This window comes from Streptomyces sp. NPDC001985, from assembly GCF_040296845.1.
GTDB lineage: Bacteria > Actinomycetota > Actinomycetes > Streptomycetales > Streptomycetaceae > Streptomyces.
Map to the genome: position 1 here is coordinate 38914 of NZ_JBEOYB010000060.1, position 13512 is coordinate 52425.

Below are 13512 nucleotides of genomic sequence, written 5' to 3' on the forward strand. Positions count from 1 at the left end.
TACACCCCAGGACCACCGTCACCGGCCCTCCCAGGAGCCGGCCCCCCACCCAGTAAGGACGAGCATGTCGGCAGGGCACGCGAGCACCGCACAGCAGGAGACCACCCCCACCGAGGATCTGGTGGGCATCGGCTTCGGCCCGGCCAATCTCGCACTGGCCATAGCCATCGCGGAGCACAACGGCCAGAGCGCGCCCGGACGGGCGATCAGCTCGGCCTTCGTGGAGCGCCAGAGCGCCTTCGGCTGGCACCCGGGCATGCTGCTGGAGGGCGCCACGATGCAGGTGTCGTTCCTGAAGGACCTGGCCACGATGCGCGACCCGGGGAGCCGTTTCACCTTTCTGCGCTATCTCCACGACCGGGGCAGGCTCGCCGACTTCATCAACCAGAAGAGCTTCTTCCCCACCCGGGTGGAGTTCCACGACTATCTGGGCTGGTGCGCGGAGCGGTTCACGGACCGGGTGGCGTACGGCAGGGACGCGGTCGCGGTCCGCGCGGTGGAGCGCGGCGGACTGGTGGAGAGCTTCGACGTGGTCACCCGCCCCTCGGGCGGCGGCGCGGGCAACGAGCGGGTGGTGCGGGCCCGCAACATCGCCCTGGGCACCGGGCTGCGCCCGCAGCTCCCCGAGGGGGTCGTGGCCGGGGAGCACGTCTGGCACAACCGCGATCTGCTCTTCCGGGCGCCCCGGCTGACGCACCGGCCCCACCGGAGGTTCACGGTGGTGGGCGCGGGCCAGTCGGCCGCCGAGACCGCCGAGTACCTCTACCGCGCCTTCCCCGACGCGCAGGTGTGCGCCGTCTTCACCCGCTACGGCTACAGCCCGGCCGACGACAGCCCCTTCGCCAACCGGATCTTCGACCCGGGCGCCGTGGACGACTTCTACGACGCCCCCGAGGAGGTCAAGCGGGCGCTGCTCGACTACCACGGCAACACCAACTACTCCGTGGTGGACGGGGAGCTGATCGACCAGCTCTACCGCACCGTCTACCAGGAGAAGGTGGCCGGCACCGAGCGGCTGCGCGTCCTCAACACCACGGCGCTGACCGGGGTCGAGGAGATCGCCGGCGGCGCCCGGGCGGTGGTGCACTCGCTCACCACCGGTGAGCGCACCGCCCTGGACTGCGACGCGGTGGTGCTGGCCACCGGCTACCGGCCGCGCGACCCCCGGGAGCTGCTCGGACCGCTCGCGGACGCCTGCCTGACGGACGGCCAGGGCAGGCTGCGCATCGACCGCGACCACCGGCTGCGCATGGCGGACGGGGTCCGCGCGGGCGTCTACCTCCAGGGCGCGGGCACCGAGCACACCCACGGCATCACCTCGTCCCTGCTCTCCACGCTCGCCGTGCGCTCCGGGGAGATACGGGACTCGCTGCTGCTGCGCCGCGCCGGGAGCGAGGAGCTGGACCGGCTGGCGGACGAACTGGACGACGGCCCGGACGGCCCGCTGTCCACGGCCGCGCGCGGCGTCGCCGCGCACACCGGCTGAGGGCGGCCCCCGTGGCCGCGCACACCCACGAACCGATCGGGCACACCACCGGCCCCGTGGCGCTCACCGCCGCCCAGGCCCGGGTGCTCGCCGCCCAGCGCGCCGACCCCGGCAACGCCGCGTACAACGTGGGCCAGTACATCGAGCTGTCGGGCCCGCTCGACACGGCGGCGCTCCAGGACGCCGTACGGCACACGCTCGCCGAGGCCGACGGGCTCCACTTCCGGGTACGGGAGGGGGAGGACGGGCGGCTGTACCAGGAGCCGGTGCCCTTCGACGCGGCCGGCTGGCGGCTGCCCCGGCTGGACACCTCGGGGGCGGGCGATCCGACGGCCGCCGCCGTGGAGCTGGTGCGCGAGCAGCTCGCCTGCCCGCCCCGGCTGGATCTGCTCTTCACGGCGGGCGGCGGGATCGGGCGGCCGGCCCCCTCGCTCACCGGCGCGGTGCTGGTGACGGTGGGTCCGCACCGCCATCTGCTCTTCCAGTTCTTCCACCATCTCGCCGTGGACGGCTACGGGGTGGCCCTGCTCACCCGCCGGATCGCGGAGGTCTACACGGCCCGGCTGCGGGGCACCGTGCCGCGCGGGCGGCCGTTCACCCCCGTCGCGACGCTGGTGGCGGCGGAGCGCGCCTACACCGGCTCGGCGCAGTACGCGGCCGACCGCGCCCACTGGGCCGGACGGTACGCCGACCGGCCGCCGGCCACCGGATTCGCGGCGGGCTCCGCGCCCCCCTCGGACACCGCGCTGCGCCACACCGCGGTCCTGGACCGGCGGGCCGGCGCGGCGGTGACGGAGGCGGCCCGCGCGGCACGGGTCACCTGGGCGGAGGCGGTGAGCGCCGCGCTCGCGGTCCAGCTCCACCGGGACACCGGCACCCGGGAGCCGGTGCTGGCGCTCTACACCATGGCCCGCACCGAGCCGGGCACCCTGCGGGTGCCGGGGATGGCGGTGAACACCCTGCCGGTGCGGCTGCCGCTGAGCGGCGATGACACCTTCGGCGGTGTGCTGGAGCGCACCGGCCGGGAGTTCGCCGCCGTCCGGGCCCATCAGCGGTTCCGGGGCGAGGAGATCGCCCGGGAGCTGTGGCCGCAGCGGAGCGGGCGGCTGCCGGGGCCGCTGGTCAATCTGCGCCCCTTCGACACCGAACTGGACTTCGCGGGCGTCCCCGGACATGTCGTCAGCCTCGCCTCCGGGCCGGTGGACGATCTCTCGCTCTCGGTGGTGCGGTACGCGGACGGCAGGCTGCGGCTGGACGTCGACGCCAACCCGGCGCTGTACGACGCCCGTACGGTGGCCCGGCACGCCGTGCGCTACACCGATCTGCTGCGGCGGCTCTGCGCCGAGCCGGACCGGCCGCTGGCCGCCTTCCCGCTGCTGGACGAGGCCGGGGTCGCCGCGGCGCTGGAGACCGGGGCGGGCGCTCCCGCGCCGGCCCGCGCCCGGGAGGGGGAGCCGGCGGACGGCGGCGCCCCGGACGGCGAGGAGGCGGGCCCGCTGCCGCTGCTGCCGTCGGCGCACCGGCTGCGCGAGTCGGGCACCCCCGTGGAGCGGCTCCAGGACTCGGTGCTGCTGTCGGTGGAGCCGGGCCTCACGGCCTCGGTGCTGCGCCGGGCGCTGGCCCGGCTGGCCCGGGCGCATCCGGCGCTGCGGCTGCGGCTGCACCGTGTGGACGGGATCTGGACGACGGAGATCCTGCCGTCGTCGGTGGCGCCGGCCGTGGTCGGCACGGACACCCTGCGCCGGGTCGACGCCGGGCGGGCCGAGGGGGCCGCGCTGACCGCGCTGATCACGGCCGAGGCCCGGTCGGCGGTGCGGGCGCTGGACCCGGGTACGGGGACGGTGCTGCGCGCCGTCTGGTTCGACGCGGGTCCGGAGCGGGCGGGGCGGCTGCTGCTCACCGCGCACCGGCTGTCCGTGGACGACGCCTCCTGGCAGTTGCTCGTCCCGGAACTGGCGGCGGAGTGCGCCGCGCCGGCCCGGGGCCGCGCGCCGGCGGCCGGGGCGCCGGGCGGCGGGCTGCGGGGGTGGGCCACCGCGCTGGTCGAGCAGGCCCACGGCCGGGAGCGGGCGGAGGAGCTCCCCTACTGGCGGCGGCTGCTGGGCGGCGGGGCTCCCCGGCCCGTCCGGTACGCCGCGCCCGGGCCGGATCTGGTGACCGGCGCGGGTACTCCCGCCGACGGCGACCCCGCCCTGTTCGACCGTGCGGTGCTCACCGCGCTGGCCCGGGCGGCGGCGGACGAGCCGAGACTGCGGCCGGACGGCGACGCCCTGGTGGTGGAGGTGGAACGGCCGTCGTCGGCCCGGCCGCCGCGGACGGTCGGCGCGCTGACGACCGTCCATCCGGTACGGGTGCCATCGGCCGGGCGGTCCGCCGGCGCCGCCCCGGGCGTCCCGGACCGGGGCCGAGGCCATGAGCAACTGCGCCATCTCAACCCGCAGACGGCACCCGTGCTGGCCCGGGCCGCGCCCGCACCTGTCCGCTATGTCCGGCGGGGCGGCGAGCCCGAGTGGCACGAGCTGCCGGGCTGGACCCGGGCGCCGGCCGGGGAGTGCGCGGCGCTACACGGCGCCCTCGCGGCCCTGCCCGGCGCGGAGCCGCCGGTGCCGGGCGCGCTGGAGCTGACCGTGCGGGCCGGCCGGCGCGGCGGGCCCTCGCTGCGCTGGCGCTGGGCGGGCGGACTGTTCACGGATGACGAAGCACGGGTACTGACCACTCGTATCACCGCAACGATCACGACCCTTGTGACCGAGTACACAACGACTGAGGAGAGAACACGATGACTGCCACCAACCCCTTCGAGGACGACGACGCGCGCTACTTCGTGCTGGTCAACGACGAGAACCAGCACTCCCTGTGGCCGGCGTTCGCCGAGGTGCCCGCGGGCTGGACCGTGGTGCACGGCGAGGACTCGCGGCAGGCGTGCACGGAGTACGTGGAGACCCACTGGACCGATATGCGCCCGGCCAGCCTGATCGCCCAGTCGGCCTGAGGCCCCGGGAGACCCATCGCCGTCGGCCGGGCCGGAGCTGCCGCTCCGGCCCGGCCGACGGGCGTGTGGCGCGCGGACCGGGCGGGCCCGGGGCGGGCTCAGTTCGTGGGGGTCAGCGTGCGGGCGAGGACGCGTGAACCGCGCCGGGGGTCCAGGGCGTTCGCCCAGGACCGGGGGGCGAGCCCGGCCGCGACCGGGACGAAGCCGTGCCGCAGGAACAGTTCGCCGCCACCGCCGGTGGCCGTGAACACCGCCCGCAGCGGGTGGGCGCCGGCCGCCGTCAGCGCGGCCCGCAGCAGGGCGGAGCCGACGCCCGCGCCCTGGCTCCCGGCGGCGACACAGAAGTTGTAGAGGACGCCCGCGGGCCCCTCGGGCGGGTGCGGGTGCGGGCGCAGGCCCAGACAGCCCGCGAGAGTGCCGTCGGCCCGCTCGGCGACGAGGAAGTCGGCCGCGTCGGCGGCGTACAGCGAGAGCGGGCGCTCCCGGAGCGCTCCGTCGCGGACGAACGGCGCGGAGAGCCGGTGCAGGGCCGCCGCGTCACCGTGCCGGGCCCGGCGCACCGCCGGGCGCGGGGCGGGGGCGGCGGGGGTCCTGACGGCGGAACGGGGCACGGCCGTGGTCAATGGATTCCCTCTCCTCGGTCCACGGGGTGCGCGGCGCGCCGGTGCGCCGCACCGACGGCAACCGCAAATACTTAGGCAAGGCTTGCCTAAACAATGGCTACATTACGACACCGCCCTCCCACCCCCACCACGGGGGCGTCCGGCGGAAGTTGGCCGCACCCGGCGGACACGGACTCACAGCGCCTCCGGCTTGACGTGGAACAACCAGAGATAGTTAGGTGAGGCTTACCTAATCTCCGCTGCTGGTTCGCGGAGTCCTGTCAGGGGAGAGGAACACAGACGATGGCCGACACGGCCCCCCGGGAGACCTCCGCGCAGGGCACCTTCGCGCTGGAGCGGCTCGTCCGCGATGTCGCCGAGCTGCTCTACACCGAGGCCGGCGACATCGATGTGACGGAGAACCTGCTCGATCAGGGGCTCGACTCGATCCGGCTCATGACCCTCGTCGAGAACTGGCGCGACGACGGCGCGCGGATCAGCTTTGTGGAGCTGGCCGAGCGGCCCACCCTCACCGAGTGGGCCGCGCTGCTCAACGCCCCGTCCTGACCGGCGCGGACTCACCGGCCGTACTGACGCGGCCAACCCAGCCGGCACAGCCAACCCGGCCAACCCGGCCAACCGGGCCAACCCGGCGGACCCCGGCAGATCCAGCGGGCGCGAACGGGCCCCCACGGACGCAACGGACTCAACGGACTCACGGAGGAAGACACTCATGGGTGAGAGGCTGCGGGCCGACGGCCTGACCCTGGCCTACGACCGGCGGGTCGTGGCCGAACGGCTCGGCATCGCCATCCCCGACGGATCGCTGACGGTGATCGTCGGGCCCAACGCCTGCGGCAAGTCGACCCTGTTGCACGCCCTGGCGCGGATCATCAAGCCCCAGGCCGGCGCGGTGGTCCTGGACGGCCGCCCCATCGCCTCGATGCCGCCCAAGGTGCTCGCCCGCCATCTGGGACTGCTGCCGCAGTCGCCGACCACCCCCGACGGCATCACCGTCGCGGACCTGGTGGCACGCGGCCGGTTCCCCTTCCAGAAGCTGCTGCGCCAGTGGTCGGCCGATGACGACACCGCCGTCCTGAGCGCGATGGACGCCACCGGGGTCACCGGACTCGCTGCCCGGCAGGTGGACGAGCTGTCCGGCGGCCAGCGCCAGCGCGTCTGGCTCGCCATGGCCCTGGCCCAGGAGACCCCGATCCTGCTCCTCGACGAGCCCACCACCTTCCTCGACATCGCCCACCAGGTCGATGTCCTCGACCTCTGCGCCGAACTGCGCGAGGAGCGGCAGCGCACGGTCGTCGCGGTGCTGCACGACCTCAACCACGCCTGCCGGTACGCCACCCATCTGATCGCCATGCGCGACGGCCGGGTGGTCGCCCAGGGCCCGCCCGCCGAGATCGTCACCGCCGGACTGGTGGCGGAGGTCTTCGGGCTGGAGTGCCGGATCATCACCGACCCCGAGACGGACACCCCCCTGGTGCTGCCCCTGGCCCGCGAGGCCCGGGCCGGCCACGGACGCCTCCCGGCCGGGGCATCGGCGACGGGGAGAGACGACGAGCGAGGGGCCCCGCGTGTCAGTGCGTGATCACCTCATCGACATCACCCCCCTCCGCACCAGCCCCGACTTCCGCGCCATCTTCATCGCGCGCGTCGTCTCGCTGTTCGGGCTCGGCATGGCGACGGTGGCGCTCAGCGCCCAGGTCTACGACCTGACCGAGTCGACCTTCCAGGTCGCCGTCGCCAGCATGGTCATGAGCATCACGGTGCTGCTCGGCTCGCTCGCCGGCGGGGTGCTGGCCGACCGGATGGACCGGCGCGGCATCATCGTCTGCGCCCGGGCCGCCGCCGCGCTCGCCTTCGCCGGACTCGCGGCCAACGCGTTCTCCGACAACCCCCGGCTCTGGGCCATCCTCCTCTGTGTGGCATGGGACGGACTGGCCACCGGGGTCAGCGTCACCGCGCTGATGGCGGTCGCCCCCACACTCGTGCGCCCCGACCAACTGCCCGCCGCCGGTGCCCTGATCTCACTGACCGGTGAGATCGGCTCCATCGCGGCGCCGCTGCTCGGCGGTGTGCTGCTCACCCTCGCGGGGCCCGGTCCCGTCTATGCCTTCGCCGCCGTCACCACGGCGATCACCACCCTGCTGATCTCCCGGATACGCCCGCTGCCGCCCGGTGTGGGCGAGGACGACGACGAGGACGCGGCCGAGGACACCGGATCGCTGATGGTCGCCTTCGCCTACGCCTGGCGCAACAAGGTCGTCGGCGGTCTGCTGACCCTCGGCGGCGTGACGGCGCTCTTCACCATGCCCGTGGTGCTCTTCCCCGAGATGGTCGCCGAGGAGTTCGGCGACAGCGATCTGATCCTCGGGGTGCTGTTCACCGCCCCCGCCGTCGGCTCGGTGATCGTCTCCGCCGGCAGCGGCCGGCTCACCCGCACGACCCGCCCCGGCGGACTCCTGCTGGGCGCCGCCTTCCTCGGCGGTGTCGCCACCGCCGGCTTCGGGCTGAGCGGTCTGATCGGCCTCGGCCAGGCCGCGCATCTCTCCCTCGCCGTGCTCATGCTGGCGCTGGCCGGCGGCGCCGGGACGGTCTACGAGATCCTGGAGTACGCGCTCATCCAGCACAACACCCCCGACCGGCTGCGCGGCCGGATCGTCAGCGTCAGCACCACCCAGGACACCACCGGTGATCTCCTCGGGGATGTCGAGGCCGCCCTGGTGGCCAAGTGGTTCAGCCCGGCCGGGGCCGCCGTGGTCAACGGCGCGGTCTGCGCGCTGACGGCCGTCGTGGTCGCGATCGCGGTGCCCGCGCTGCGCAAGGCCACCCTCCCCCTGGAGGACGAGGACGAGAGCGGCGGCGGCACCGGTGAGGACGGACCAGGAGCCGGCACCCCCGTACCGGCCGGCGACCCCCGCCCCGCCACCGCCTGACCCACGCCCCCGCACCCCCACACCCCCCAACCGGCAACACCGTCCGCCACCGGCGCGGACCGAGAGAGGCAGAACCAGCATGCTCAGAACCCGTGCGCGCGCGACCGCACCGGGGCGCGCCCCGCACCTGAGGGCGGCCCGCTTCCGCAGGGCGGCGGCCGGACTGGTGGCCGCCGTCGCCGTCACGCTCACGGCGTCCTGCTCCACCACCACCGACGAATCCGGCGCCGCCGGGAGCGGCGAGGACGGCAAGCCGTCCACCCGCACCGTCCAGACCCCCGACGGGCCGGTGGAAATACCCGCCGAGCCCCGGCGGATCATCGGTCTGTCCTACGCCTCCGCCTGGATGCTGGACGCCGGGGTGCCCATGGTCGGCGTCACCGACATCGACGAGGGCGCGCTCGACGCCGGGCAGAAGGCGGCCGTCGGGAAGATGACGATCGTCGGCGAGGGCAATGAGCTGAACTTCGAGAAGATCCTCTCGCTCAAGCCCGACCTGATCGTGATCTCCGCCCCCAAGCACGTCCCCTTCAACATCGACAAGCTGAAGCCGATCGCCCCCGTGCTGTCGTACGGCATCGGACAGCCGACCGAACTGCTCCCGGCGTCGCTCAAGGTGCTCGACGCAGCCGGGAAGGCGGACAAGGGCGCCGGGTTCAAGAAGGCGTACGACGAGAAGCTCGCCGCGATCAGGAGCACGTACGCCGACAAGCTCGCGAGGAACACCTTCGCGGTCGTCAACTCCGGTGAGGCCGGGAAGTTCTCCGTCTACACCGAGACCTCCTGGCTGGGGGCGGTCGTCAAGGACGCCGGCATGAAGTTCGCCGAGATCCCGGGCGCGCCGAAGGGCGAGTTCTCCTACGACCTCTCCTTCGAGGAGATCGGCAGGCTGAAGAGCGCCGATGTGATCCTCGTCGACGGTGACGGCGCGAACGGCGCCCCGGTCGCGGAGACCACGTCGCTGATGGCGCAGAAGAACTGGTCCGAGCTGAAGGCCGCCAAGGCGGAGCAGGTGCACCCGGTGCCCGGCTTCTTCATCAGCCGCTACCCCGAGGGCGTCGAGATCCTGGACCGGTTCGAGCGGATTCTGAAGTCTCTGCCGTAGGTCCTGCCCGGCTGCGGGACCGCCCGGTTCCCAGGTCCCAGGACCGGGCGGGTTCCGCGCGAGGGCCGTCGTGGCCGTGCGGGTGCGCTGGACAGCGGCACCGGCACGGCACGGCGGCCCCCGGTCCCGGCCCGTCCCCCGGGCCGGCGCCCACCGCGACCCCTCCCCCGACCCAAGTCCCGTCGCGTCCGACCCCTGGAGCAAGATCCCATGACCGAGCGTGCTTCCCAGCGTCTTCCCCTCACCGGGGCCCAGACCGGTGTCTGGTACGGCCAGCGGCTCGACCCGGCGTCCCCCGTCTACAACGTCGGGCAGTACGTCGAGATCGAGGGCCCGCTCGATCAGGCGCTCTTCGCCCGGGCCCTGCGGCGGACCGTCGCCGAGGCCGAGGCGCTCACCGTGCGGTTCGAGGAGGACGGGGACGGGCAGCCGCTCCAGGTGACCGGCCCGCCGCCCCCGGGGGGACCGGCCCTGCTGATCACCGACCACGGCGCGGCACCCGATCCGTACGCCTGCGCGCTCGACGCGATGCGCGCGGACATGGACCGCCCGGTCGATCCGGCGGGCGAGCCGCTGTACGCCTTCGCGCTGCACACCGTCGCCCCCGGACGCACCCTCTGGTACCAGCGCGCCCACCACATCGCGCTCGACGCCTACGGCTTCGCGCTCGTCTCCCGGCGCACCGCCGAGGTCTACACCGCCCTCGCCCACGGCGAGGAGCCCCCGCCCGCCCCCTTCGGCCCGCTCGCGTCGGTGGTCGAGGAGGAGCTGGCGTACCGCGCCTCCGAGCGCCGCGCCGAGGACCGCGCGTACTGGATGTCCCGGCTCGCCGGGCTGCCCGAGCCGGAGCCGCTCGGCGGGGTCTCCTTCCCCGCCTCGCACACCTTCCTGCGCGACGGGGCCACCCTCACCCCCGAGGCCACCGCCGGGCTCTTCGCTCTCGCCCGCGCGGCCAGGGCGAGCTGGGCGGATGTGGTGACGGCGGCGTTCGCCGGCTATCTCCACCGGGCCACCGGCAGCCGTGACGTCCTGCTGTCGCTGCCCGCCATGGCACGGCTCGGCTCCACCGCGCTGAAGGTCCCGGCGATGGTGGTCAATGTGCTGCCGCTGCGGATCGCGGTCCGGCCGGACACCCCCCTCGCGGAGCTGACCGCCGAGGTCGCGGGACATGTCCGCGACCTCCGCCGCCACCAGCGCTACCGCGCCGAGGACATCCGGCGCGACCTCGGGCTCGTCGGCCGCGAGCAGGGCCGGGGGCTGCTCGGCCCGATGGTCAATGTGAAGGCCTTCGACACCGCCCTGGACTTCGCCGGCGCCCCCGGCACCGTGCGCAATGTCGCCGCCGGGCCGGTCGACGATCTGACCCTCGGGCTCTACCACGACGCCGCGAGCGGCACGATCCGCTTCGAGTTCGACGGCAACCCGCGCGCGTACGACGCCGTGTCGCTGGCCGCGCGGTGCGCCGAGTTCACCCACTTCCTCGGCGAGGCGGCGGCGGCCGGGCCCGCCACCCCGGTCGGCCGGCTCGATCTGCTGCCGGATGCGGCGCGGGCGGCGGTGCTCGCCGCAGGGAACGGCACGGCGCACGAGGTGACCGGCCGCACGGTCGTCGACGCCTTCGAGGAGCGGGTGCTCGCCCATGGACCGCTCCCCGCCGTCGTGGCCGGTGCCACCACCCTCACCTACGCCGGACTCGACGCCCGCGCCAACCGGCTGGCCCGGCTGCTCGTCGAACGGGGCGTGGGCCCCGAGGCGCTGGTGGGCCTCGCCCTGCCGCGCTCGGCCGAGCTGATCGTCGCCGTGCTCGCGGTGCTCAAGGCGGGTGGCGCGTATCTCCCGCTCGATCTGGACTATCCGGCGGACCGGCTGGAGTTCATGGTCTCCGACGCCCGCCCGGTGTGCACGCTCACCACCCTGGCCTCGGCCGCCGACGCGCCCGATGTGCCGGGCGTGGAGACCGTGGTGCTCGACGCCCCGGACACCCTCGCGGCGCTCGCCGACCTCTCCCCCACGGCGCCGGGCGGCGCCGTGAGCGGAGGGAACCCCGCGTATGTGATCTACACCTCCGGGTCGACCGGCCGCCCCAAGGGAGTGGTCGTCCCGCACTCCGCGCTCGCCAACTTCCTGGAGACGCAGGCCGGGGAGCTGGCGCTGGGTGCCGGGGACCGGCTGGTCGCGGTCACCACCATCTCCTTCGACATCGCCGCGCTGGAGATCCACGTACCGCTGATCAGCGGTGCCGCCGTGGTCCTCGCCGACCGGGACACCGTCCGTGACCCCGGCGCGCTCGCCGCGCTGGTGGACGCCCACCGGCCGGCCGCCATGCAGGCCACTCCCTCGCTGTGGCACGCGCTGCTGGAGGACGGCCGGCCGGCCGCGCTCGGCGGCACCCGGGTCCTCGTCGGCGGCGAGCCGCTCCCCACCGACCTCGCGGCACGGCTCGCCCGCGCGGCACGGTCGGTGACCAATGTGTACGGCCCCACCGAGGTCACCGTCTGGGCGACATCGGTCACCCTGGACCCCGGTCACACCGGGACCCCCGACATCGGCACCCCGTTCTGGAACACCCGGGCCCATGTCCTCGACGGCGCGCTGCGGCCCGTGCCGGCGGGCCGGGCGGGTGAGCTGTATCTCGCGGGCGCCCAGCTCGCGCGCGGCTATCTGGGCCGCCCCTCGCTCACCTCCGGGCGCTTCGTCGCCGACCCGTTCGGCGCGCCCGGCGACCGGATGTACCGCACGGGCGACCTGGCGCGCCGCCGCCCCGACGGCCGGATCGACTTCATCGGCCGCGCCGACGACCAGGTGAAGGTGCGCGGCTTCCGGATCGAACTCGGCGAGATCGAGAGCGCCCTGACGGAGCGCCCGGAGGTCGGCCGCGCGGTGGTGGTGGTCCGCGAGGACCGGCCCGGGGTCCAGCGGCTGGTCGGCTATGTGACGCCGTCGGCGGAGGCGGGCGGGGCTCCGTGCGCAGAGCACGGCGATGGCGCCGGGCGCGCCCTCGCCGGGCAGGGCCGGGCCGGCGCGGGGCAGAACCCGCCGGACCCGGGGGACCGTCCCGCCGGGCGGGACCGGGCGGGCGGCGCGGTGATCGATCCCGGCGTGCTGCGGGAGGCCGTCGCCGGGCGGCTGCCCGAGTACATGGTGCCGGCGGCGGTCGTGGTGCTCGACACCTTCCCGCTGACCGCCAACGGCAAGATCGACCGCAGGGCGCTCCCCGCGCCCGGCCCCGATGGGCGGGGAGCGGCCGGGTCCCGGGCGCCGCGCGGCGCCCGGGAGGAGATCGTCGCGGGGATCGTCGCCGGAGTCCTCGGGCTCGACGCCGTCGGCCCCGATGACGACTTCTTCGCCCTCGGCGGGCACTCGCTGCTCGCCGCCCGGGTCGTGGCCCGGGTCCGTGCGGCGCTCGGCGCCGAGTGCGCCATCCGCGATGTGTTCGAGGCCCGGACCGTCGCGGCGCTCACGGCCCGCCTCGGGGAGCCGACGGGCGCCGAGCGCCCCGCGCTCACCGCCGGTTCCGGAGCCGGGCGGCCCGAGCCGCTGCCCCTCTCGTACGCCCAGCAGCGCCTGTGGTTCCTGCATCAGATGCAGGGCCCCAGCGCCGCCTACAACATCCCCTTCGTCGCCCGCTTCGACGAGCCGCTGGACACCGAGGCCCTGGAGGTCGCGCTCCGCGCCGTCGTCGCCCGCCACGAGGCGCTGCGGACCGTGTTCGCCGAGAGCGGCGGCGAGCCGCGCCAGCGGGTGCTGAGCCCCGCGGACGCCGGGGTGCGGCTCCGGGTGGTGGAGGTGCCGGCCGAGCGGTTCGACGCCGAGGCGGAGGCCGCGCTCGGCCACCGCTTCGACCTCGCGACCGAGGTGCCGCTGCGGGTGACCGTGCTGCGCGACCCGGCGACCGGCGCCCACGCCCTCATCGTCCTGCTGCACCACATCGCGAGCGACGAGTGGTCCATGGGCCCGTTCCTGGGCGGCCTGGAGCGGGCCTACACCGCCCACCGCGCGGGCGCGCCGGCGGATTTGGGCGAACCGCCGGTGCAGTACGCGGACTTCGCGCTCTGGCAGCGCGCTCTGCTCGGCGACCCCGGCGACGCCGGTTCCCTCTCCGCGCGCCAGGCCGCGTACTGGAGCGGGGCGCTGGCCGGGCTCCCCGAGGAGCTCGCCCTCCCCACCGACCGGCCGCGACCCGCCGAGGCAGGTCAGAGCGGCGGCATGGTGCACCGGGCGTTCCCCGCCGAACTGGCGGCACGGGTGCGGCGGCTGGCCCGGGAGCGCGGCAGCAGTGTCTTCATGGTGGTGCACGCGGCGGTCGCGGCCCTGCTGCACCGGCTCGGCGCGGGCGACGACATCCCCCTCGGCAGCCCGGTCGCGGGCCGGGGCGA

At 75.1% G+C, this 13512-nt stretch carries 9 protein-coding genes; 8 read left to right on the forward strand and 1 reads right to left on the reverse strand.

The features are described from left to right. Nucleotides 1-64 precede the first annotated feature (64 nt). The 3 genes from ABT122_RS24795 to ABT122_RS24805 are packed head-to-tail and all read left to right on the forward strand — an operon-like array spanning nt 65 to nt 4478. Entirely contained in the window at nt 65-1486 is a 1422-nt protein-coding gene (locus ABT122_RS24795) for a lysine N(6)-hydroxylase/L-ornithine N(5)-oxygenase family protein (RefSeq protein ID WP_351556287.1), read from the forward strand. 11 nt (nt 1487-1497) lie between these two features. After that, nucleotides 1498-4269, forward strand: a complete 2772-nt coding sequence (locus tag ABT122_RS24800; RefSeq protein ID WP_351556290.1) for a condensation domain-containing protein — start codon at nt 1498-1500, stop codon at nt 4267-4269. After that, the gene (locus ABT122_RS24805; RefSeq protein WP_351556293.1) at nt 4266-4478 is read left to right on the forward strand and encodes an MbtH family protein; all 213 of its coding nucleotides are present in this window, start codon (nt 4266-4268) and stop codon (nt 4476-4478) included. The genes ABT122_RS24800 and ABT122_RS24805 overlap by 4 nt, the downstream gene beginning before the upstream one ends. 98 nt (nt 4479-4576) lie before the next feature. On the opposite strand, the gene ABT122_RS24810 is transcribed toward ABT122_RS24805, so the two are convergent. After that, nucleotides 4577-5101 (reverse strand): GNAT family N-acetyltransferase, encoded by a 525-nt coding sequence (locus ABT122_RS24810; RefSeq protein ID WP_502976198.1) that lies wholly within the window; start codon nt 5099-5101, stop codon nt 4577-4579. Between the two features lie 282 nt (nt 5102-5383). Between ABT122_RS24810 and ABT122_RS24815 the strand changes: the two genes are divergently transcribed. The 5 genes from ABT122_RS24815 to ABT122_RS24835 all read left to right on the forward strand — a co-directional run. Next, the gene (locus tag ABT122_RS24815) at nt 5384-5647 is read left to right on the forward strand and encodes a phosphopantetheine-binding protein (RefSeq protein ID WP_351556295.1); all 264 of its coding nucleotides are present in this window, start codon (nt 5384-5386) and stop codon (nt 5645-5647) included. Nucleotides 5648-5813: 166 nt separating this feature from the next. Beyond that, nucleotides 5814-6683: an ABC transporter ATP-binding protein gene (locus ABT122_RS24820; protein ID WP_351556298.1), complete on the forward strand. Its 870-nt coding sequence runs from the start codon at nt 5814-5816 to the stop codon at nt 6681-6683. Then, nucleotides 6670-8031, forward strand: a complete 1362-nt coding sequence (gene entS, locus ABT122_RS24825; RefSeq protein ID WP_351556300.1) for an enterobactin transporter EntS — start codon at nt 6670-6672, stop codon at nt 8029-8031. The genes ABT122_RS24820 and entS overlap by 14 nt, the downstream gene beginning before the upstream one ends. 79 nt (nt 8032-8110) lie before the next feature. Next, entirely contained in the window at nt 8111-9136 is a 1026-nt protein-coding gene (locus ABT122_RS24830; protein WP_351556303.1) for an ABC transporter substrate-binding protein, read from the forward strand. A 210-nt stretch (nt 9137-9346) separates the two neighbouring features. After that, a partial coding sequence (locus ABT122_RS24835) for a non-ribosomal peptide synthetase (protein ID WP_351556306.1) occupies nt 9347-13512 on the forward strand: 4166 nt, incomplete at its 3' end.

Bases quoted from the DNA above. Each gene is read 5' to 3' on its own strand.
- ABT122_RS24805 (WP_351556293.1), top strand. From the start codon at position 4,266: ATGACTGCCACCAACCCCTTCGAGGACGACGACGCGCGCTACTTCGTG.
- ABT122_RS24830 (WP_351556303.1), top strand. From the start codon at position 8,111: ATGCTCAGAACCCGTGCGCGCGCGACCGCACCGGGGCGCGCCCCGCAC.
- ABT122_RS24820 (WP_351556298.1), top strand. From the start codon at position 5,814: ATGGGTGAGAGGCTGCGGGCCGACGGCCTGACCCTGGCCTACGACCGG.
- ABT122_RS24795 (WP_351556287.1), top strand. From the start codon at position 65: ATGTCGGCAGGGCACGCGAGCACCGCACAGCAGGAGACCACCCCCACC.
- ABT122_RS24815 (WP_351556295.1), top strand. From the start codon at position 5,384: ATGGCCGACACGGCCCCCCGGGAGACCTCCGCGCAGGGCACCTTCGCG.